Source organism: Actinomycetes bacterium (genome assembly GCA_022599915.1).
Taxonomy (GTDB): Bacteria; Actinomycetota; Actinomycetes; order S36-B12.
The window spans coordinates 66,183-87,227 of sequence record JAHZLH010000019.1 but is presented as its reverse complement, the minus strand read 5'-3'; the positions used below and the strand labels follow the sequence as shown (position 1 = coordinate 87,227).

The following is a 21,045-nucleotide window of genomic DNA, read 5'->3' as shown; positions in this document are numbered from 1 at the left end:
CCTTGGTTGTACTCATGCGTCTTCGGCTCCGTCGGGCAGGATCATGGTGCCCACACCTTCGTCGGTGAACACTTCCACCAATAGTGAATGCGGAATGCGGCCGTCGATAATATGGGCTCGTGGGACTCCGGCCGCGACTGCGTCGGCACAGGCTTGCAGCTTCGGCACCATCCCCGCCTCAGACTCGGCCAGCATCGGCTTGAGTTCTGACAACTCCAAGGTGCGGATGACCTGGTCAGTGTTGGGCCAGTCAGCGTAGAGCCCCTCCACATCGGTCAATAGCACGAACTTGTCTGCCTTGAGCGCGGCAGCCAAGGCAGCAGCGGCGGCATCGGCATTGATGTTGTAGGGGTTGCCGGACTCGTCCATACCGACACTGGACACAACCGGAATCAGGCCGTCGTCGATCAGGGTGGTAACGAAGTCTGGCCGGACTTCGGCAATGTCACCGACAAATCCCAGATCCACTTTTTCGCCATCGGCTTCGGCGTAGCGCTGTCGGGCGGTAAATAGGTGAGCGTCTTCGCCGGACACTCCGACGGCGAAGGGGCCGTGTTCATTGATAAGTGACACAACTTCTCGCTGCACTTGGCCAGTGAGCACCATGCGCACGACATCCATAGCATCGGAGTTCGTGACCCGATACCCGGCAGCAAACTCACTGGGCACATCTAGCCGCTGAAGCATGTCGCTAATCTGCGGGCCGCCACCGTGCACCACGACCGGGTTCAGCCCAGCCAGCCGCAGGAAGACCACATCTTGGGCAAAAGCCCGCTGCAGGTCACGGTTCATCATGGCGTTGCCGCCGTACTTCAACACCACGGTGGCGCCATGGAAACGCAGCAGCCACGGCAGGGCCTGCGCCAAGACGCCAGCGTGCTGCTCGGCGGTGGCGCGATCGGCGCCGAGGAAGGTTTTCATGACAGGTCCTAGGTGGAGTAGGCGGAGTTTTCGTGGACGTAGTCGTGGGTGAGGTCGTTAGTCCAGACCTCGGCCCGGTGATCACCAGCGGCTAGGTCGATCACCACGGATACATCGCGACCGGACAGGTCGACCAGCGAGCGGTCCTCCCCCACACCACCACTGCGGCAGACCCACACCCCGTTGACGGCAACGTCAACCTGATCCGGTTCAAAGGCAGCGTCGGTGGTACCGACCGCGGACAAGATCCGACCCCAGTTGGGGTCCTCGCCGAACATGGCGCACTTGAACAGGTTGCTGCGGGCGACGGCTCGGGCGGCAACTTCAGCATCAGCCTCAGTAGCCGCAGCGCGGACTTCAATCTGGATCTCTTTGCTGGCGCCTTCCGCGTCAGCGACCAATTGGCGAGACAGATCCGCACATACCTGTTGGACCGGATCCAGTAACTCATCGACACCGGCCACTACCCCGGAGGCGCCGGAGGCGAGCAGCAACACAGTGTCATTGGTCGACATGCAGCCGTCGGAGTCCACCCGGTTCAGTGTGCGGGCGACGGCGGTGTCGAGCACCTCCTGCAGCACATTGGGCTCCACCTGGGCATCAGTGGTGAGGACCGCAAGCATCGTGGCCATCCCTGGTGCCAACATACCCGCACCTTTCGCCATCCCGCCGACGGTGAAGTCACCTGCTATCGCTGCAGTCTTGGGTCGGGTATCAGTGGTCATAATTGCCTCGGCCGCGTCAGTGCCGCCGTCGGCGGCCAGCGCAGCAACCGTGGCATCGACGCCCGGCAGCAGCGCGGTCATATTCAACGGCTCACCGATCAATCCGGTGGAGCAGACCCCGATCTCAATCGCACCACATTCCAACAGCTCAGCCAGGTGTTCCGCAGTGTGGTGAGTATCGGCGAACCCATCCGGACCAGTACAGGCGTTGGCACCACCAGAGTTCAACACTACTGCGCGAAGTTGCCCAGTAGTGAGTACTTGCCGACTCCACAACACCGGGGCGGCCGCAAAGCGATTGCGGGTGAACACACCTGCAGCTGCCTGCTGTGGACCGTCGTTGAGAACAACGGCAACGTCCAACTTCGCCCCCGACTTCAGACCTGCTGCCACACCCGCGGCTTTGAACCCTGCGGCGGCCGTCACTCCGGCGGTCATGGCGCTACCCCCAACAGTGGTAGCCCCTCGCCCTCCGGTAGTCCCAAGGCAAGGTTGGCGTTTTGCACGGCTTGCCCAGCCGCACCCTTAATCAAGTTGTCCAGCGCCGCGACGACCGTCACCCGACCGGTGCGTTGATCGGCAGACAGTTGCAGGTGCACGGAGTTGCTGCCACTAGTCGAGGCCGTCGTTGGCCACTGCTCGTCGGGCAGCACTTGGACGAACGGCTCCTCGGCGTAGGCAGCGGTCAGCGCCTCCCGAAGTTGCGCCTCGGTGACACCAGCAGCAAGCCGAGCGGTGCTGGTGGCAACGATGCCGCGTGGCATCGGGGCCAGCAGCGGGGTGAAGAGGACGCTGGCAGGCGCGCCAGCAGCGGCCGACAGTGCTTGCTCAATCTCCGGGGTGTGCTGGTGCGTTCCGCCCGGCTTGTAGGCGCGCATGGAACCGGCTACTTCGGTGGCGGACAACGCCACCGAAGCTTTGCGACCGGCTCCACTAGTGCCACTGGCTGCTACCACCACAATGTCGCTCGGTTCGATGAGTCCGGCAGCGAGCAGCGGATGCAGCGACAGAATGATCGAAGTCGGATAGCAGCCGGGGTTGGCAATCCGCTTACTGCCGGCAATCTGCTGGCGAGCGCCGGGGAGTTCCGGCAGACCATAGGTCCAACTGCCGGCGTGGTCGCCGCCGTAGTAGTTTGACCAGGCGGTTGGATCAACGAGCCGATAGTCGGCCCCCAAGTCCACGATGAGACCCGCTCCGGGGAGTTGTTCGGCGATAGCCGCTGACTCGCCGTGCGGAAGGGCGAGAAAGATAACGTCGGCAGTTGCAAGCGTCTCAGGTGTGGTTGGCACCAACTCGATCGAGCCCAGTGGAGCTAGTTGGGGATGTATCTCCGCAAGCGCTCGACCGGCATTGCTACCCGCTGCTGCCACGACCAACTCGAACTGTGGGTGCCCAGCGATCAACCGAATTAACTCGCCGCCGGAGTACCCACTAGCGCCAGCCACCGCTGTGGTGGTCGTTTGCGAAACCATGCGCATGAGTATACGCATACGTGAATACTCATGCGCACCTCCCCGACAGGACGCCTTCATCAGCGAACCGTACTTGCCGGTCGCACCCGTCGCAGCGACATCTTCCGGTCGCATTCGCCTACTTCAGCGACCCACCCAACGAAGCCGCCCCATGACGCTGGTGGGGTCGCTAGGCTCAAGCGCAATAGGTGTCTGTATCCCGTGAACTGATGAGGTAGCGACTATGTCCGAGACCATCCCCCGCCCCTTCTCCGTAACCTTGCTAGTCGTCTTGATCTGGGTTGTCGCGATTATCAATATCCTCTTCGGGATCGGACAAGTAACCGAAGCGTTCACACCAGCTGGTCAGGAATATGGCTGGGCCGCGCTGATCTACGGCCTGATCGTGGCACTGATCGCAATCCGGCTCAGTAAGGGTGGCAGTTTCCTGCGGATGCTGCTGACCGTCGTACTGGTGTTCCGACTAGCAGTGGACGTCTTCATCCTGTTCTCCGACTTTGGCGGTGCCGTTGTCAGCATGGCGTTCAACATCTTCCTGCTGTGGTTGCTGTGGAACAATAAGGCCAACACGTTCTTCAACCAAAGCTGACAGCATTTGACCGTTTGACGCACCACAACCCTGATCCGGCACTCCGCCGGATGGGGTTAGTTCGGTACTCCCCGCCCGCGTTGCAATGATGAGCGCATGACCGAGACCTCACCGCGACTGAGTCGGCAGGAGTTGTTCTTTCTCACGCTGCTGGGCCTGGGCGTGACTGGCACGGTCTTCGGGCAACTAGGAAGCACCTCGGCCGCACTACGGGCTGGCGGCGAAAACGGCAGTGTCTTCACTGGACTGTTCTTATCCATATTTCTGCTTGCTTCCGCCTTATCTGCACCCTGGGCGGGAGCACTCGCGGCTCGACTGGGTGATCGTCAGGCCTTCGCACATGTACTGCTGGCCACCGCCCTGGCTTGGGCGGTTCTCGGACTATTCGTTACCGCGCTGCCTTCCGACATCGTGCCGCTTCTAGCGGCCGCACCCATTCTGGGGGCGTTGTCCGGCATTGGCCTGGTACTGGGAACAGTCGCAGCACCCGGCTACCTCGGCGGGATGCAGGTAGCCGCGGCGGTGGCTCGCCGATCGGTATCCGCAGGCATCGCCGGTGCAGTTGGCGGCATCATCGGTGGCCGCATCATCGACCAGAGCGATGCCGGGCTCGGGATCATCCTCAACGGACTTCTCACGCTGCCGCTAGCGCTCTTTATCTACCGAGAGAAGCCGCAGGCACAAGGCCTGGCTCCGGAGAAGCAACAGCGACACAGCCTGAAAGCAGCCTGGGCTGATGTACGCAGCAGCTGGTTGTTGCTTCGTACGGTGGCGTTGGGGGTGATGGTTGCACTGTTCCTCGCCCCGATGGTGTCGATGATTGTGCCGATCACCAACGATCTGGAGCACGATTCAGTGGCGACCGCCGCTGGGACAGTACTGGCTGGCATGGCCATCGGCCGAATGTTCGTGCCATGGATCACCGACCGACTGTCGGTCGGGAGATCACACCTTGCCACTGCTCTGATCTGCTACGGCTCAATTGCAGCACTGATGGTGTTATTCGCTGCAACCACCTGGGTCGTGGCGGCGTCGGCGCAACTGCTCTTGTGGGGGATCATCGGCGTTGGTTTTGGTGCTGCTCGCTACAGCGGCCGTGCCATGTGCTTCGGCGTCTCGGCTACCTCACTGGGGAAGGGACACGGCCGAGCCGGCGTGGTGGCGCTGGTCGCGATCGGCGGACTGACCGCACCAATAGGGACACTGTTGTGGGGAATCCTCATCCAGCATCTGTCCGCGGCAATCACGATTTTGTTCGGCGCTGTCGGAATCCTGCTCGTGGTTGGCTGGATTGCCCTAGAACTGCGCGCAAGACCGAAACCGTCGACCGCTGACGCTACTTAAGCCGTCGCCACCGATCTCTTCACTGCGAACACCTGACAGGTTCACTCAAGTTGGGCAGCGAGAAACTGTTGCGAAAGACACCTGCTGCTCGTCTCTTCACTGCAAGGCAGGAGAAGACCATGACTAGCAGCGATTACCACCACGGCCACCACGACAGCGAGACGACAGTGCGCAAGGTGGAGAGCAGTTACGAACTAAGCACGAGTTTCGACGCTGACTGGCAGTTGGGCTGGGAGTGACCCTCCGGATTCACGCCGTTGCGCGGCGACGACTACTCTTCGGCGATCGCGTCCAGGATGTTCAACCGGGCCGCCCGTCGTGCAGGCAGCACCGAAGCCAGTATCCCGATGATGATGGACAACACCACGATCGCGACCATCACGTTGATTGGCACAGCCAGGACGTCGATGCCAGCGTTTACAAGCGCCTGCTGCAATCCGATGCCAGCCGCCAGACCGGCAGCGATACCTAACACCGCCCCCAGCAGTGAGACCATTACCGCTTCCCAGCGAACCGCCCGACGCACCTGCCGGCGGGTGGCGCCCACTGCGCGCAGCAGACCAAGTTCGCGGGTGCGTTCCACCACGGACAGGCTCAGCGTGTTCACCACTCCCAGAGCCGCAATAATCACTGAGAGCGCGAGTAAGCCGTAGACGAAGAACAACAACTGATCCAGTTGTGCGGCGTTCTGCTCTTTGATCTCGGTCTGGTCCAGCACCACCAGCAGTGGATTCGCAGCGGTGATGTCTTCGACATCCGCTAGGACCTGTGCGTTATCCGCTTCCGATTCGGTCGCAACGTACAGCAGTCGGTCTTGTTCAGCGCCACCGACCGAGCGGTACTCATCGAGGTCGATCACCATTCCGGTCAGCAAGGCGTTCGCCTCGAACACCCCCACCAGATCGAAGGTCAACTGCTGACCGGACGGGAATAGCGCGGACACCTCGTCGCCTACCGACCAGTCGCGCTGGTCGGCTAGATCGTCACTAACGATGGCCGACGTCTCACCAAAAGTTGCCCCATCACCCGACGTGAACGTGAGGTCGTAAACCGCGTCTAGTGGCGCGCCGCCTACTGCAGTGACGCTGCCGGCCTCGTCATCCAGCTCGGCTGGGCCACCAGACTCGCTCACCACGTACTCAACACCCGGAACTTCCCGGATCTGGCTGGCGATCTGTGGATCGAAGGGTTGCGCAGTTTCAGTAGCGACGACGTAGTCGGCCAGGAAGGCACGGTCGATCAGGGACAGCACCGACTCCTTGGCCGAGGCGGTAATGACCGTGACCGACACCACCAGGGTGATGCCAATGGTTAGCGCACTGGCAGTAGTAGCCAGTCGTCGCGGTGAGCGGGCGGCGTTGCGGGCTGCCAACTTGCCGCTGGATCGACCCAATAGACCCAAGAGCGGGGCGAACAGTCGCACCAGGGCAACTCCCAGCAGCGGCGCAAGCAGCAATACCGCGATGATGAGCAACAAGACCGCAATACCCACTTGACTCGCGGCAGCGTCAGTCTCGGTCTGATTCAGGCCACCGGCAAACAGCGCACCGGACCCCAACAGCAGCAGGAATCCGATGACGGTCCGGACTCGCCCGATCCGCTCCCGACCTCCGGAGGATTCCCGCAGTGCCGCTACCGGCGCCATCCGAGCACCCCGAATACCTGGCAACAGCGCCGAGAGCAGGGTGACAACGATGCCGATGCCGAGCGCCCATACGACAGCTTCGGAGGTCAATGCGATCCCAGCCGTCAAGCTGAGCCCAAACGAGGCAAAGACCGCCGTCAAAGCCAACGCCAGTAGCCAGCCACCACCGATACCCACAATGACCGCCACGATGCCCACGAGCAGCGCTTCGGTTAATACCGCTATCAGCACCTGGCGGCGAGTGGCACCGATGGCCCGCATCAGCGCCAACTCTCGGGCTCGTTGCGCCACCAGCATGGAGAAGGTGTTGTAGATCAGGAAGGCGGCAACGAATAGGGATACCGCGGCGAAGCCAATGAGGAAGTAGTTGAAGAACGACAGTCCTTGCCGCAACTCGTCACTTTGTTCTTCCACCTGTTCCGCACGGGTCTGCACCAACAGTGAATCGTCGTTCAGCGCTGAGCGCAGCGCGGCGGCGACCTCATCGTCGGTGTAGCCGTCGGCGACCGCGATCTCCACAGAAGTCCACTTACCTGGCTCCGCCAATAGTTTCTGCGCCTGCTTGGAGACAAACGCGGTGATCGTGGCGCCGGCTAGACCACCGGTTTCGCCGAACCGAAAGACACCGACCAGGGTCGTGGTGATCTCTCCGGCTGGGGTGATCACGTCCACCTCGTCACCGAGTTCCACACCCAATTTGGGGAAGGTCGTATCGTCGACAGCGATCTCACCGCTCTTAGCGGGTTCTCGGCCAGAGGTGATGGTGCTGACCTGCAGCAGTGGATCTTCGGCCGCGTTCACGCCGAGCGCGGGCGGTCCCACCGCGCCCACTACTTCGCCATCGGAGTCCAGCAGGTAGACACCATTGCGGTTGATGCCACCCTCAGCCGCAGCTACGCCTTCAACTCCGGCGGCTTCCTGCACGACTTTTTCACTCACCAGTAGTGGCTCGGAATCACCTCGATCGGAAGTGAAGTCGAGTTCTACCGCTGGTTCTTGGGTGATCAGCACGTCTTGGGCGCTGCCCTCGATAATGCTGACGAAGGTGCGATCCAGTGCGTTGGTGAAGATCAGGGTGCCAGTGACAAACGAGACTCCCAGTACGACGGCGAGGGTACTGAGCACAAGCCGACCCTTGTGGGCCAGCGCTGTTCGAAGAGTTGTACGCAACATCAGGCGGGTCGATCCGCCTCGAAGGCGATCATGCGCTGCAGCACCCGATCGGCTGCCGGATCCGTCATGGTGTCGACGATCTGCCCGTCAGCGAGGAACAGCACTTGATCTGCGTGGGACGCGGCATTCGGATCGTGAGTCACCATCACGATCGTCTGACCGAAGTCGTCCACACTGCGCCGCAGAAAGCCCAAAAGCTCCGCGCCAGAGCGCGAGTCAAGGTTTCCGGTCGGCTCATCCGCAAAAATGACGGTGGGGCGGGCCACTAGGGCGCGGGCGCACGCTACTCGCTGCTGTTGACCACCAGACAGTTCCGTCGGCCGGTGGTCAATGCGCGTTCGGATTTCCAAAGTGTCAACCACGGTGTTGTACCAGTCGGTGTCTACCTTGCGTCCCGCGATATCTAGCGGCAGCGTGATGTTCTCGCTGGCGGTCAGGGTGGGGACCAGATTGAAGGCTTGGAAAACAAAACCGATCTCGTCTCGGCGCAGCTTGGTGAGTTGGGCGTCGGACAGCGTTCCCAACGAGGTATCTCCGAGGAACACTTCCCCTTCCGTAAAGGAATCCAAGCCGGCCAAACAATGCATCAGGGTCGACTTACCCGAACCGCTCGGCCCCATGACGGCGGTGAACTTCCCGGTAGGAATATCGCAGTCCACGGCGTTAAGCGCCACCACGCGGGTGTCACCTGATCCGTACACCTTTGTCAGACCGACCGTTCGCGCCGCAACCGCGGTCTCACCAGGCTCGGGGGTGGTTGGTTCTGCTATTGCATTCGGATTTCCCACGTTTTCACCTTACGCGATAAGGAATCCGCTGTTCTAGGTAAGCCTTAGTGACGTGTGTCGCAGTCGAATTTCACTCGGATAACGGAAACCGCATATACCAGTACCGGTTGGTGTCAGTGCCCTCTCCCCGCTGGTGAGCCCATCACTAGCTGCGCAGAACGGCTTGGTGCTGTTCGACAGCCGCTGCCACAGCCGCCTCCCGCACCTCGGCGACTTCCTCTGCGGTCAGTGTGCGATCCGGTGCGCGGAATCGCAGCGCGAAGGCCAAGGACTTGTTGCCCTCCCCCACCTGCTCACCGGCGTACTCATCAAAGAGCCGCACCGATTCGACGAGGTCGCCGCCACCGGCGACTAGCGTTTCCGCAACATCAGCCGCCGGAATGTCACCCGCCACGATGAGAGCGATGTCTTCCTTTGCCACCGGCATGGTGCCGATGTCAGGGGCGGGGACGATGTCACGGGCAGCAGCAATCAGTGCATCCAAATCAATTTCCATGGCGGCAGTGCGCGGCGGCAACCCCAACTGTTCGACCATCTTGGGGTGCAACTCACCGGCGTGGCCCACTACCTCACCGGCAACTGACAGCGCCGCACAACGCCCGGGGTGGAACGGCGCTGGGCCGGCGGCAGCGACATCCAGATCAACGCCGACCGCATCGGCAACGACCCGAGCCGCACTGACGGCATCAGCCCAGGTTGCCGATCGCGCCGGTCCCCACCAACCCGCCGGTTCCCGGTTGCCGGCCAAGACCACTGCCACGTGGCGCGGCTGCTCGGGCAGCAGCGCATCAAGTTCGGCGAGTTCCGCGTCGGTTGGCCGATCGGCAACGTCAGGGCGTGGGGTGGGCCCGTCCTGGGCACCACGGGAAAAGAACACCACACCCTGTTCGAACAGCGCCAGATCCTCTGCCCCACGGGAGAGGTTACGTCGCGCGGTAGCTATCAGGTCCGGCAGCAGTGTGGTGCGCAGAAACGGCTGCTCATCACTAAGCGGGTTGGCCAGGCGCACCAGTCGCCGCCGCTCGTCGTCTGCTGGGATGCCCAGGTCGTCGAGGTCGGTCGCCCCGAGGAACGGGTAGGCGGGGGTTTCCACGAAACCCCGACCGGCCAGGGCCACGCCCACCCGCCGGCGAATCCGGCGAGCATGCGGCAGACCATGTTGCGCAGGCACTGCAGGCAATACCGAGGGGATCTCGTCGTATCCCACCAGCCGCAGGACTTCCTCCACCAAGTCGTAGGGATCGGTCAGGTCAGGTCGCCAACTCGGTGGGGTGACCTGGAGTTGGTAGCCCTCGGGGATCACTTCACAGCCAACCTCACGCAAGTGCGCCACAGTCGTGTCCACCGGTACCGTCAAGCCACCGACCTGAGCCGGTAGATCGGCAGGGATGGTGATGTGCGTGGGCTGTTGCGGCGCTTCAGTACCGGTCATCCCCCAGTACTCGCCGCCACCCAACTCCAACAGTAGGGCGGCCGCTCGCGCTGATGCGTAGGGCGCCAACTCCCGATCGACACCTCGTTCGAAACGGCGGGAGGCTTCACTGCTGAGTTTGTGTCGCCGGGACATCCGGGCGACCCGACGATCCGCAAAGTGCGCGGCCTCCAGCGCGATAGCCGTTGATGCATTGCTGATCTCGGTCTCAGTTCCACCCATGGTGCCCGCGAGCCCGATGGCACCGCGGTCATCGGCGATGACCAAGTCATCCGCCGATAGTTTCCGTTCGACGTGATCCAGCGTTTCCAACGATTCACCATCCTGGGCGAGCCGGGCCCGCACCGGACCGCGCAACTGGTCCACATCGAAGGCGTGCAGCGGCTGTCCGGTTTCCAGCATCACGTAGTTGGTGATGTCGACAGCCAACCCGAGGGAGCGCATGCCGCAGGCGGTGAGCCGTCGCCGCATCCAGATCGGGGTGGGTGCTGCTGGACCGAATCCGACGATCGTGCGTAGCGTGAACAGATCGCAGGCCGCTAGATCCTCAATCGCACACGGATGTGGTTCATGGTCATCCGCGGGCACCGGTAGTTCGGCGAGCTCATTCCCCGGATCAGTGAAGGACACGCCGTAACTGGTGGCAGCTTCGCGAGCCACGCCGCGGATGCTCAACGCGTACCCCCGGTCAGGGGTGACGGCAATGTCGAGCACCTCTTCGCCCAAGCCCAGCACCGGCCCGGCCGGATCACCAGGAACGCCGGCGTCAGGTGGTAGCACCATGATGCCGTCGTGATCCTCACCCAAACCGAGTTCTTGTTCGCTGCAGATCATCCCATCCGAGATGCGGCCGTAGGTCTTGCGCGAACCGATTTCGAAGCCACCGGGCAGCACCGATCCGGGTAGCGCAATAACCACTAGGTCACGGGCGGCGAAGTTTGCGGCACCGCAGATGATGCCTCGCTCACCGGGGGTATCGGGATGACCGTGGTCCTCCCCCACCGCGACCGTGCAAAACCGGATCGGTTTCTTGAATTCGGTGAGTTCTTCCACCGTGAGCACTCGGCCGATGACTAACGGGCCGGTAACCTCGCCACCGACGGTGTCAACGGTTTCCACTTCCAGCCCAGCCTGGATGAGTCTGGCGGCAACGTCTCGACCGGACTCTGACTCTGGGACGGGCGCGAACTCACGCAGCCATGACAGCGGGACGCGCATCAGACCTCCAAGCCGAACGGACGGGTGAATCGAACATCGCCTTCGACCATGTCACGCATGTCGGTGATGCCGTGGCGGAACATCAGCGTGCGTTCCAGGCCCATACCGAATGCGAATCCGCGGTAGATCTCCGGGTCGATACCGCAGGCACGCAAAACTCGCGGGTTGACCATGCCGCAGCCGCCCCATTCGATCCAACCTTCACTGCTGCAGGTGCGGCAAGGCCGATCCGGATTACCGACGGAATCGCCACGGCAGGCAAAGCATTCCAAGTCCAGTTCCGCACTCGGCTCGGTGAACGGGAAATAGGAGGGACGCAGCCGGGTGACTATGCCTTCGCCAAACAGGGCGGCAGCGAAATGGTCAAGGGTCCCCTTCAAGTGGGCCATGTTGATGTCCCGGTCGATAGCCAGACCTTCGATCTGGCTGAACACCGGAGTGTGGGTGGCATCCAACTCGTCGGTGCGGAACACCCGACCCGGTGCAACCATGTAGATCGGCGGTGGCTGCTGCAACATCGTGCGGATTTGTACCGGCGAGGTGTGCGTACGCAGCACCACGCCAGAGTCCGGGGATTCCACGAAAAAGGTATCTTGCATTGACCGAGCAGGGTGGTCAGGACCGAGGTTGAGGGCATCGAAGTTATGCCACTCGGACTCCACCTCCGGACCATCCACGACGTCATAACCCATGGCAACGAAGATGTCAGCCATCCGCTCCTGGATAGTGCTCAGCGGATGGCGGGCACCCGCGGGGTCGCGATCGTAGAACTTGGTGATATCGACAGCCTCTTCCACCAGCACTCGCTCATCACGTTCTGCTTCCAAGACTTGCTGCCGCTGCGCCAGCGCCTGCTTCACCCGCGCCCGCGCCTGGCCAACGCGCTTACCAGCTTCAGCTTTCGCCGACGGCGGCAACGCGCCGATCTCACGGTTGGCTAGCGCCAACGCCGAGCGATCACCGGCATGCTCGATGCGGGCACTTTTCAACTGGTCGAGGTCGCTAGCGGCGGCAAAGGCCTGCTCGGCGGCGGTGACAGCAGCGGTCACCGACTCCTCCGAAAGCGCCTCGGCGGCTACCGGGTCGAACTGTTTGTTGGGAGCGGACACCCGATAAGTGTAGAGAAGAAGCCGCGGCCACCCGAATCGCCCGTTCCCGAGAGTCGGACGTCAAGAGGAACGAGCAAACGCGCTGGCGTAAAGACAGACCGCTGCGGCGGCGGACAAGTTCAGTGACTCTGCCGCACCCACGATCGGAATCGACACCCGGTGATCCACCGCTGTCGCCAGTTCAGCAGCGAGTCCGTGTGCCTCATTACCGAATACCCACAACGTCGGACCCGCCAACACGTCATCAGCCTCCGGCAACGACAGTTCCCCGGCGACATCGGCAGCCAACACCTGCAAGTCATGGGTCCGAGCACTGGCAAGAGTCGCTGCAGCCGCTACCCCGGTAGCAACCGGGACGTGGAACAACGAACCTGCCGAGGAACGGACGCACTTGCCGTTGTAGAGGTCCACGGATTCGCTGGACAACAACACCGCATCAGCACCAGCGGCATCTGCGGTTCGCAGGATGGTTCCGGCGTTACCAGGGTCGCGCACCCGGTCGAGGAGGACGACGAGTTTCGCTTTCGCCAGCAGCTCAGTGGGTTCACTGTCGAGATATGAACACACCGCGGCAATACCTTGCGGGTGCACAGTTTCGGTCAGAGCCAACAACACAGCTTCCGGCACTTCGATGACCGGCAACCCCGCAGTTCGCGCCTCGTTGGCGATTGCTCGAGAAGCGTCCGCGGCATCTTCAGCTAGGTAGATCTCCACCACGACATCGGGTCGATGTCGAACTGCCTCGCGAACCGCCTGCGGGCCTTCGGCGAGAAACTTCTTGACCTGCTGACGAAAAGATCGTTGCGAGAGCCGCCGCAGGGCCCGCACCCGATCAGATTTGACCGAAGTGGGGCCCTGCGGCTGGTTCCCGTTTGCTTGGGTACCGATGTCAGGATGCCGCGGGCAGGGCAGCGCGGGACTGCTCCACCAAAGCGGCGAATGCGTCGGGATCGTTGACAGCGAGCTCGGCGAGCATGCGGCGATCAACCTCAACTCCGGCCAGTTTCAGGCCCTGAATGAACCGGTTGTAGGTCATGCCGTTGGCACGAGCAGCGGCGTTGATCCGCTGAATCCATAGCCGACGAAAGTCGCCTTTGCGTGCCTTGCGGTGATCGTAGGCGTAGGTGAGCGAGTGAGTGACCTGCTCTTTTGCCTTGCGGTAAAGCCGAGACCGCTGCCCCCGGTAGCCACTTGCCTGCTCGAGAGTTTCCCGGCGCTTCTTGTGGGCGTTCACCGCCCGCTTGACCCTGGCCATGCTGTTCCTCCTTGTAGTTGATGTTTGTGGTGCCGCAGTTGGCGGCGGTTGGGCTGGACGTCAGCGCTTGCCGAGCAGTCGCTTGACCTGCTTGGTGTCGGCCTTGGAAATGTCAGCGTCCTGGTCGAGTCGCCGAGTTCGTTTGCTGGCTTTATGTTCCAGCAGATGGCGGCGATTGGCCCGCTGCCGACGCAGTTTGCCCTTGCCAGTCATCTTGACTCGCTTCTTGGTCCCGCTATGGGTCTTCATCTTCGGCACAGTTTCCTCCTGTGGGTGACAGCGAGCGGGTGCTCGCTATTCGGTTGGCTCGGTGTTGTCGGTGGCATCTGAAGTTTCGCTCTGCCCGTCCTGTTCACGCTGGGCTCGCTCCTCATCGCGACGTTCGCGGTCCCGACGTTGCTGCGACCTAGTTCCCTTGACCTCGGATTTCTTCTTCACCGGGGAAATGACCATGATCATGTTGCGGCCCTCTTGTTTCGGGGCGTACTCCACAAAGCCAATGTCTTCGATGTCTTCCGAGAGTTTCTCCAGCAGTCGGAACCCAAGCTCGGGGCGGGACTGCTCTCGACCCCGGAACATGATCGTGACCTTGACCTTGTCGCCTTGGTTGAGGAACCGGACGATGTGGCCTTTTTTGGTCTCGTAGTCGTGGGGGTCGATCTTGGGACGGAGCTTCATCTCTTTGATCACGGTCTGCGTCTGATTGCGGCGCGCTGCCCGGTCTTTTTGGGCGGCTTCGTACTTGTACTTGCCGTAATCCATCAACTTGCACACCGGTGGGCGGCTGTTGGCAGCCACTTCCACCAGATCCAGATCGGCTTCTCGAGCGAGTCGCAGGGCGTCTTCGATGTGGACGATGCCGACCTGCTCACCATTCGGTCCGACCAGACGGACCTCCGGTACCCGGATTCGATCGTTGATGCGTAGTTCGACGCTGATGGCGCCTCCTTGGTCGTCGTACTTCGGTCATCCGCTGCGATTCTGAGCCGCGGATGTACAGCAGCACGACGACGCCACTAAGTGGCGCGACCACGCTAGCCGGAGCTGCGCGGTGGGACGTGAGTCCGCTTGCACACCCGCAGACATCTAGGTCCGCCGGGATGGCCTTAGTGTAAGGGACAACCCCCACCCCACGGCAAGCCCGTTAGCGGGTACCGTCGAAAGATGGACGCTGAGCCGTTGTCTGCAACCGCTACCCGCGACTTGATGGAATTGTCGGCGGTGGAAATCCTGGGGGCGCATGCAGCTGACCTGATGACCGCGGCCGCGGTCAAGTTGGGACTCTACGAGGGGACCACTGAGCAGCGAGATCTCGCCGAAGCTCGGATTCTTATTGAAGCGCTGGCTGGCCTGATCAAGGCAGCCGCACCGCAGTTGGGCCATCACCACGCCGCACCGCTGCGGGACGGGCTAAGCACGCTACAGCGGGCGTTCCGCGAAGCACAGGAATACCCGGATCCGCCGGGTGAAGGCCCCGGCGAATAGGACTATCGCCAGTGGTCGCCGGCAGACCACTTGGCAGCCCGGGCACCTAAGTCCAACGGCTGCGACACCAACCCTGCCAAGGCTGCCGCCACCTCATCCACGAAGGCAGCCACGTCGTCCTGCGGCGGCGACACGATGCGATCCACCGCTCCGACCCGGCGCAAGTCAGCAGCAGTGATCCGTTGGCTATTAGCCATCTCATCAGCGAGATCGGTGGTGCGATGTCGGATCAAGGAGGCGCCCTCTGGCGGCAGCGGGGTAATCCAGGCATCGGCAGCAGCCAACACATAGTCACCGGGTACCAGTGCCAGCGCTGCACCACCGCCACCGCCTCCTAGCAATACCGACAGCACTGGGGTGCGCAGCGCCGACAGATCGGCCAGACACCGAGCAATTTCACCCGCCAACGCCCCTCGCTCAGCGGCTGCGCTCAGTTCCCCACCTTGGGTATCCACGACAGTGATCAGTGGCAACTGCCAACGCTGCGCCAACGACATCGCCCGGCGGGCCACTCGCAAGTCTGCTGGCCCGACGAGCCGCCCGTCAGCCTGCGCAGCTCGATCGAAGCCAACGACGACGATCCCCAGTTCTTGCAGTCGGCCGATTCCGGCAATGGTTGCAGCAGCGGTCTCACCGGTCTGGGTACCGACCAATGGCACGAAGCCGGTGATTTCCCCGATGAACTCAGCCACACCTGGACGTTGCACCTGTCGTGTGGCGACAACTGCACTCCAACCGTCCGCCGGTTGTGAGACGCGCGAGGGACGGCCGCGTGCGGAGTCCCCGCCACCGGAACCGGCCGGTTCCCAACTGAATGACTCCACCGTGTCAGCGGGGCGGGCCCGGCAGGCTCGCAACAGATCCACCACATGGTCTCGCCACTGCTCCGGATCAGCTACTCCGTCGATAACTCCGGCGGCAGTCAGTCCCTCAGCCGTTTGCACGCCATCGGGAAACGGTTCACCGTAAAGCCCCTGGTAGACCCGCGGCCCTAAGAAGCCGATGAGCGCCCCCGGTTGTGCGAAGGTCAGATCGCCCAAACTGCCCCAGGTGGCCAGTACCCCGCCAGTCGTGGGATGACGCAGATACACCAAATAGGGCAGTCCAGCGTCCATGTGACGACGCACGGCAGCCGCGATACCCGCCATCAGCAGGAAGGCCGGCGTACCCTCCTGCATGCGAGTCCCGCCAGAGGTCGGCAACGCCAGCAACGGCAGTCCCAGGGCTGTGGCCCGATCGGTCGCACTGGCGATCCGAGCGGCTGCCACCCGACCCACCGAACCAGCCAGAAAGTCGAAGTCCGCCGCCATGACCGCAACCGGGATATCCATGACGCGGCCGGACCCAGTCAGAATGGCTTCATCCGATCTCGCCTTTGCCGCGGCTTCCCGCAGTTCCTCGGCATAAGCCGGATCAGTCTTGCCTTCAGCAGCTGGCGGATCCCACGGGCGCCAAGAACCCGGGTCGAGAACTTGCTCCAACACCTCGCCGACGGGAAGTCTGTCCATACCCTCACTCTAGGCAGACCTGCTAGCCAGAGGCACCGCTAGCCGCCGACAACTTCTGCTGCCGCCAGAATCGGCCATACCCGGGACCGAGCAGCATTACAGTGACGACATGACCAGGCCCGAGACTGTGGTGATCACCGGCGCCGGTGGCTTCATCGCCCGGCACCTGCAGGATTCACTGACTGCCGCCGGGGTGGAAGTGCGCGGCATCGATCTCATTCCCGACCCCGAGCGCGGTATTCGGCAAGGCTCAACGCTGGCACCGGAACAGTGGCGGGACGCTCTCATCGGCGCCGATGCAGTGATCCACACTGCGGCAACGGTCTCGAACGTGGCATCACTGACGCAGACCTGGACCGTCAACGTGCTGGGCACCGATCGGGTGATGCGGGCTGCGGCTGATGCCGGAGTCGGACACTTCGTTCACCTGTCATCGATCGCCGCCTTCGGTGAAGATTTCCCCGACGGGGTTACCGAGGACTACCCGGCGCGGATGACCGGACATCCCTATGCCGATAGCAAGGTCAACGGGGAGGCGCACGTGTTGGCAGCCCACGCCGCCGGCGTTATCGACTGTACGATCATCCGCCCGGGCGATGTTTACGGCCCCGGATCTCGACCGTGGGTCGTCATCCCGATTGAACTGATCAAGAAGAAGCAGGCGATCCTGCCCGAGGGCGGTCGCGGCATCTTCTCCCCCACCTATGTCGACAATCTCGTGTCCGGAATCGAACTGACGCTTGCGCAACCCGAGTCGCGTGGGCAGATCTTCACCATCTCCGATGGGGTGGGGGTGACCTGTCTGGACTACTTCCGCCGACTCGCCGATCTGGTCAATGGCACGGTACGCACAGTGCCCACCCCGGTCGCTCGACTGCTGGCTCGTTCGATCGGCTCCATCACCCGCGGCTTAGGCAGGGATAGCGAGTTGGGAGATGCCAGCCTGGGGATGTTGTTGCGGCGCGGCACCTACTCGATCGGCAAGGCCCAGTCGATGCTCGGCTACGACCCCATCATCGATTTGGACGAAGGGATACGCCGAGTCGACGCTTGGTTGGACAACGAGGGCCTGCGCTGATTTCGGGCCACGACCCAGCGCGGGTATCCACCGTCAAGAAGTAGCGACTTGGGCCACTGCCGCGGCGCGACACCTTACCCAGGAGCCTGTCGGTAAATCTCGTTCCCTTCAGCCTCGGCCGTATTGCCTGACACGCTAGTGCCCGAGAGGTCCAGAGATGCACCGTCGGACTGGTAAATCCCGCCGCCCGAACCTGTGCGACGCTCATCGAATGCGATCGCCGAGTTACCGGTGATGAGGCCGCCGCGCAGCTTCGCGATCGTCGGGCCATCGCCGGGTCTCCCGAGAAAGACGCCACCACCCTCACCAGCAACGTTTCCACTGATCGTGCCAGAGTTCATGGTGAACTCAGCCTCGGACTCGACACTGATGCCACCGCCGTAGCCGGCGAAATTTCCCGAAATGGACCCACCGTTCATGACCATCGTCCCGTCTTCGATGTAGACGCCGCCGCCATCGCCAGACAGCGCCGTGACGTTGTCGTGGATGCTGGCATTACCTTGCATCTCAAAGATGGGACGCCCGGCTTGTTTCGCCGCAGCCGCATCTTCGCTGTTCCGATACAGGTCAACTCCCCCGGCCACGCCAGAACTAGAGTTGCGGCGCACTGCGGCATTCCCCATCATCTTGAGGCTGCCAAAGTCAACGACCTGCACTCCGCCGGTGTCATAGGCGACGTTGTTCGCGATGACGACATCCCCGGTGAGAGTCAGGTCGCCCTCCGTACAGATACCACCGCCCCAGCTGTCGCAGGCGATACTTGCCGCGTCCGCTTCTCGCGTCTCCGCGTCTTGCGCCTGTCCGCCCGTAATCTTCAGTTCACCATCCAACGTCAGGTCTCCACCGCGTCGAACCTCAATCACTCGACCCTTGAGAGCAGCATCAATGACGTGCGAACGCTTGTCGCCGGTCGGCATCCCAGTGAAAGTCAGCGAGTTGGTGACCACGACCCGGTGATCTATACAGTTGCCGGCAAAGTTCAGCGTGCTTCCATCAGATGCCGCCGCTACGGCCTGCCGCACCGGGTTACCCCCTGAACGAATCTGGCCATTGATCAGGCATTGTTCGGGATCGAAGGGAACGACTGGGTTGCTCTCGACGCTCGGTGGGCTACTGCCCTCAGCCGAATCTGCCAACACGAAAAACGTGTACTCCGTGCCATTCCTCAACCCACTAATAGTGATAAAGGACTTCTGCGTCCAGAACTGTTGGCCGCCCGGAGCAGCCACGACGGTGTAGCCAGTGACAGCGGAACCGTCTTGATCGGCGGGCGGAGACCACGAAACTCGAGCCGAAGCATCGAGCGCTACTGCAGCCACTTGGCTAGGAGACGTGGGCGCGCTCGGGCGAGCAAACTTGACGACTAGTTTCTTGCTTTTCGTTCCCTTGGCACTTTTCGGCTTGACCAATTTGGCCCGCAAGGTGATCTTCGATTTCTCAGGGAGCTTGAGACGCTTCTTGTAGGTGCCGTCCGAGGTCGTTTTTGTTTTGGTTACTTTGACCCACTGCGACTTCTTCTTTTTCTTGCGTTCAATCTTCACCGTGGCCTTGGCCGAGCCGACGCCAGAAACCTTACCCTTTACCGAGACCTTGTCACCGATTTTGGGCTTGCTCTTGGGCCCTTTCAGGCTCACTTTGGGCTTAGCTGCTCTCGCGGCACCATCTTCATTAGCTGCTGGTGCATTGGTAGGGACGGCCGCCGCGCCAACAGTTGGCACAACCAATCCAATTGTGAGTGGCAAAGCAGCCAATGCTGCTAGCAACCGCACCGAAATCATGTTTATTCACCTCAAGAAACGCCGCGTGTCATAAAGATACCAGTGGCTTCACCGTTTACCGGCTGACACGGCTTTTTGCACCAAGGAACTGCCACCATCTCTCAACTACCGCTGCTTCCGGTGGCCCTAGGTGGAGGATCGCTCACCCTGGATAGCGGTATCCGCCAGACATCGGGCGAACCAGTGACCGGACTCTTTGATAGTGCGCTGCTGACTGCTGTAGTCGACATGGACGAGACCGAACCGGGGGCGTGTTCCTTCCGCCCACTCGAAGTTGTCCAGCAACGACCAGCAGAAGTAGCCCTGCACCGGAATGCCTCGTTGCTGAGCTGCACGCACTTCGGCTAGGTGGGCTCGGTAGTAGTCGATGCGCCGCCGATCGGCTACCCGACCGTCGCGCACCTCGTCGGCGAAGGAAGCCCCGCCTTCGGTAATGATGATGCGGGGGAATTGACCGTATGCCTGCACCATGTCCAGCACCATTCCCAAACCTTCCGGCATGATTTGCCAACCCATGCTGGTGGTGGGCGCGGTCGGGTCAACCGGATCCACCGAGGGAATGGTCCACAAACCCGGAACCGGCAGGAACTGCGACCGCAGCCGCGAGTAGTACTGGACGCCGAGGAAATCGAGGTCAACTCGACACCGATCAAGGTCACCAGGTCGCATGTACCGGTTCATTAGTCGCAGGATCGGTGCATCCTTCGTCGGGTAGCCCATCCCCAGACCAGGCTCCAAGAACTGCCGGTTAATCACCGCATGCGCGGATCGCTCCGCCCGCGCTGCCGCCCACTTTCCTGGCCCCACGCCCTGCGGTGCGGTGAGGTAGTGCGTAGTCCCCACGATCCCGTCGGGATCTGCGGCCCGCAGCGACTGCGCGCCAGCAGCAGTCGCCAGGTTGGTGTGGTGCACTGCCGCGAGATAGCCCAACAGCCCCCGCCGACCAGGAGCATGCTCACCGACCAGATATCCCAGGCTGGTAAAGCTCATCGGCTCATTGAGCAACATCCAGTTGCTCACCACATCTCCCAGCACCTCCCCTACTACACCCGCGTAGTCGGCAAATCGGCCGACGATGTCGCGATCGGTCCAGCCACCGCGATCGTCCAGCGCTTGCGGCAGGTCCCAGTGGTAGAGCGTCACCCACGGCTGCACGCCACGTTCCAGACAGGAGTCGACCACGCGACGGTAGTGGTCGATCCCGGCGCGATTGACGCTGCGGCCGTCCGGTTGGATTCGCGGCCAGGAAAGCGACAGCCGGTAGGCATCGAAGCCCAGTTCGGCCACCAACGCTGCGTCTTCGGCGTAGCGCCGGTAGGAATCGCAGGCTCGAGCCCCCGAGGAACCATCCACAATCCGACCGGGCTGGGAGCAAAACGTATCCCAGATGCTGGCGCCCTTGCCGTCAGCGGTCGGTGATCCCTCGATCTGGTAGGCCGCGGTGGCCACCCCCCAGACGAAGTCGTCACCGAACTGACTGCGGTCGGGGTCCATACGTTCATCCTGGCAGGCGAGAGCTCCG

Annotated in this window: 18 protein-coding genes; 4 read left to right on the top strand and 14 right to left on the bottom strand. The window is 62.2% G+C overall.

Annotated elements, in window-relative coordinates; translation table 11 throughout:
* Positions 1 to 12: 12 nt before the first annotated feature.
* Genes argB through argC form a run of 3 tightly spaced genes read right to left on the bottom strand, consistent with a single transcriptional unit; the run spans position 13 to position 3,121 of the window.
* Positions 13 to 921, bottom strand: coding sequence for an acetylglutamate kinase (argB, locus tag K0U62_03610; GenBank protein MCH9800607.1), 909 nt, complete (start codon positions 919 to 921; stop codon positions 13 to 15).
* Positions 922 to 929: 8 nt separating this feature from the next.
* Complete coding sequence (gene argJ, locus K0U62_03605; protein MCH9800606.1) at positions 930 to 2,084, bottom strand: bifunctional glutamate N-acetyltransferase/amino-acid acetyltransferase ArgJ; 1,155 nt, start codon at positions 2,082 to 2,084, stop codon at positions 930 to 932.
* The gene (argC, locus tag K0U62_03600; protein ID MCH9800605.1) at positions 2,081 to 3,121 is read right to left on the bottom strand and encodes an N-acetyl-gamma-glutamyl-phosphate reductase; all 1,041 of its coding nucleotides are present in this window, start codon (positions 3,119 to 3,121) and stop codon (positions 2,081 to 2,083) included. The genes argJ and argC overlap by 4 nt, the downstream gene beginning before the upstream one ends.
* A gap of 223 nt (positions 3,122 to 3,344) precedes the next feature.
* Here argC and K0U62_03595 point away from each other — a divergent pair, with 223 nt between their 5' ends.
* The gene (locus K0U62_03595; GenBank protein MCH9800604.1) at positions 3,345 to 3,710 is read left to right on the top strand and encodes a hypothetical protein; all 366 of its coding nucleotides are present in this window, start codon (positions 3,345 to 3,347) and stop codon (positions 3,708 to 3,710) included.
* Between the two features lie 96 nt (positions 3,711 to 3,806).
* Positions 3,807 to 5,054, top strand: a complete 1,248-nt coding sequence (locus K0U62_03590) for an MFS transporter (GenBank protein MCH9800603.1) — start codon at positions 3,807 to 3,809, stop codon at positions 5,052 to 5,054.
* A gap of 271 nt (positions 5,055 to 5,325) precedes the next feature.
* Here the strand turns inward: K0U62_03590 and K0U62_03585 are convergent, their stop codons facing one another.
* From K0U62_03585 to infC, 8 genes are all read right to left on the bottom strand, one after another.
* Positions 5,326 to 7,824 carry an FtsX-like permease family protein gene (locus K0U62_03585; GenBank protein MCH9800602.1) on the bottom strand — a complete coding sequence of 833 codons (2,499 nt, stop codon included), beginning with the start codon at positions 7,822 to 7,824 and terminating at the stop codon, positions 5,326 to 5,328.
* 47 nt (positions 7,825 to 7,871) lie between these two features.
* On the bottom strand, positions 7,872 to 8,642 hold the full coding sequence (locus K0U62_03580; protein MCH9800601.1) for an ABC transporter ATP-binding protein: 771 nt from the start codon (positions 8,640 to 8,642) through the stop codon (positions 7,872 to 7,874).
* A gap of 163 nt (positions 8,643 to 8,805) precedes the next feature.
* Complete coding sequence (pheT, locus tag K0U62_03575) at positions 8,806 to 11,310, bottom strand: phenylalanine--tRNA ligase subunit beta (GenBank protein MCH9800600.1); 2,505 nt, start codon at positions 11,308 to 11,310, stop codon at positions 8,806 to 8,808.
* Positions 11,310 to 12,419: a phenylalanine--tRNA ligase subunit alpha gene (gene pheS / locus K0U62_03570; GenBank protein MCH9800599.1), complete on the bottom strand. Its 1,110-nt coding sequence runs from the start codon at positions 12,417 to 12,419 to the stop codon at positions 11,310 to 11,312. Before pheS ends, pheT begins: the two co-directional genes overlap by 1 nt.
* 60 nt (positions 12,420 to 12,479) lie before the next feature.
* The gene (locus K0U62_03565; GenBank protein ID MCH9800598.1) at positions 12,480 to 13,307 is read right to left on the bottom strand and encodes an RNA methyltransferase; all 828 of its coding nucleotides are present in this window, start codon (positions 13,305 to 13,307) and stop codon (positions 12,480 to 12,482) included.
* Position 13,308: 1 nt separating this feature from the next.
* Positions 13,309 to 13,674: a 50S ribosomal protein L20 gene (rplT, locus tag K0U62_03560; protein MCH9800597.1), complete on the bottom strand. Its 366-nt coding sequence runs from the start codon at positions 13,672 to 13,674 to the stop codon at positions 13,309 to 13,311.
* Positions 13,675 to 13,734: 60 nt separating this feature from the next.
* Positions 13,735 to 13,923 carry a 50S ribosomal protein L35 gene (gene rpmI, locus K0U62_03555; GenBank protein MCH9800596.1) on the bottom strand — a complete coding sequence of 63 codons (189 nt, stop codon included), beginning with the start codon at positions 13,921 to 13,923 and terminating at the stop codon, positions 13,735 to 13,737.
* A 45-nt stretch (positions 13,924 to 13,968) separates the two neighbouring features.
* On the bottom strand, positions 13,969 to 14,613 hold the full coding sequence (gene infC / locus K0U62_03550; protein ID MCH9800595.1) for a translation initiation factor IF-3: 645 nt from the start codon (positions 14,611 to 14,613) through the stop codon (positions 13,969 to 13,971).
* Positions 14,614 to 14,838: 225 nt separating this feature from the next.
* Between infC and K0U62_03545 the strand changes: the two genes are divergently transcribed.
* On the top strand, positions 14,839 to 15,159 hold the full coding sequence (locus K0U62_03545; protein ID MCH9800594.1) for a DUF1844 domain-containing protein: 321 nt from the start codon (positions 14,839 to 14,841) through the stop codon (positions 15,157 to 15,159).
* Between the two features lie 2 nt (positions 15,160 to 15,161).
* On the opposite strand, the gene K0U62_03540 is transcribed toward K0U62_03545, so the two are convergent.
* On the bottom strand, positions 15,162 to 16,667 hold the full coding sequence (locus K0U62_03540; protein MCH9800593.1) for an acetyl-CoA carboxyl transferase: 1,506 nt from the start codon (positions 16,665 to 16,667) through the stop codon (positions 15,162 to 15,164).
* Positions 16,668 to 16,776: 109 nt separating this feature from the next.
* On the opposite strand from K0U62_03540, the gene K0U62_03535 reads away from it, so the two are divergent.
* The gene (locus tag K0U62_03535; protein MCH9800592.1) at positions 16,777 to 17,745 is read left to right on the top strand and encodes an NAD(P)-dependent oxidoreductase; all 969 of its coding nucleotides are present in this window, start codon (positions 16,777 to 16,779) and stop codon (positions 17,743 to 17,745) included.
* A gap of 74 nt (positions 17,746 to 17,819) precedes the next feature.
* On the opposite strand, the gene K0U62_03530 is transcribed toward K0U62_03535, so the two are convergent.
* Together K0U62_03530 and K0U62_03525 are read right to left on the bottom strand one after the other, a co-directional pair.
* Positions 17,820 to 19,523, bottom strand: a complete 1,704-nt coding sequence (locus tag K0U62_03530) for a fibronectin type III domain-containing protein (GenBank protein ID MCH9800591.1) — start codon at positions 19,521 to 19,523, stop codon at positions 17,820 to 17,822.
* 126 nt (positions 19,524 to 19,649) lie between these two features.
* The gene (locus K0U62_03525; GenBank protein ID MCH9800590.1) at positions 19,650 to 21,017 is read right to left on the bottom strand and encodes a beta-glucosidase; all 1,368 of its coding nucleotides are present in this window, start codon (positions 21,015 to 21,017) and stop codon (positions 19,650 to 19,652) included.
* Positions 21,018 to 21,045 lie beyond the last annotated feature (28 nt).

Excerpts from the sequence above, each read along its gene's own strand:
- argB (MCH9800607.1), bottom strand. The coding sequence starts at position 921 with ATGAAAACCTTCCTCGGCGCCGATCGCGCCACCGCCGAGCAGCACGCT.
- argJ (MCH9800606.1), bottom strand. The coding sequence starts at position 2,084 with ATGACCGCCGGAGTGACGGCCGCCGCAGGGTTCAAAGCCGCGGGTGTG.
- argC (MCH9800605.1), bottom strand. The coding sequence starts at position 3,121 with ATGGTTTCGCAAACGACCACCACAGCGGTGGCTGGCGCTAGTGGGTAC.
- K0U62_03595 (MCH9800604.1), top strand. The coding sequence starts at position 3,345 with ATGTCCGAGACCATCCCCCGCCCCTTCTCCGTAACCTTGCTAGTCGTC.
- K0U62_03590 (MCH9800603.1), top strand. The coding sequence starts at position 3,807 with ATGACCGAGACCTCACCGCGACTGAGTCGGCAGGAGTTGTTCTTTCTC.
- pheT (MCH9800600.1), bottom strand. The coding sequence starts at position 11,310 with ATGCGCGTCCCGCTGTCATGGCTGCGTGAGTTCGCGCCCGTCCCAGAG.
- rplT (MCH9800597.1), bottom strand. The coding sequence starts at position 13,674 with ATGGCCAGGGTCAAGCGGGCGGTGAACGCCCACAAGAAGCGCCGGGAA.
- rpmI (MCH9800596.1), bottom strand. The coding sequence starts at position 13,923 with ATGAAGACCCATAGCGGGACCAAGAAGCGAGTCAAGATGACTGGCAAG.
- K0U62_03545 (MCH9800594.1), top strand. The coding sequence starts at position 14,839 with ATGGACGCTGAGCCGTTGTCTGCAACCGCTACCCGCGACTTGATGGAA.
- K0U62_03540 (MCH9800593.1), bottom strand. The coding sequence starts at position 16,667 with ATGGACAGACTTCCCGTCGGCGAGGTGTTGGAGCAAGTTCTCGACCCG.
- K0U62_03535 (MCH9800592.1), top strand. The coding sequence starts at position 16,777 with ATGACCAGGCCCGAGACTGTGGTGATCACCGGCGCCGGTGGCTTCATC.
- K0U62_03530 (MCH9800591.1), bottom strand. The coding sequence starts at position 19,523 with ATGATTTCGGTGCGGTTGCTAGCAGCATTGGCTGCTTTGCCACTCACA.
- K0U62_03525 (MCH9800590.1), bottom strand. The coding sequence starts at position 21,017 with ATGGACCCCGACCGCAGTCAGTTCGGTGACGACTTCGTCTGGGGGGTG.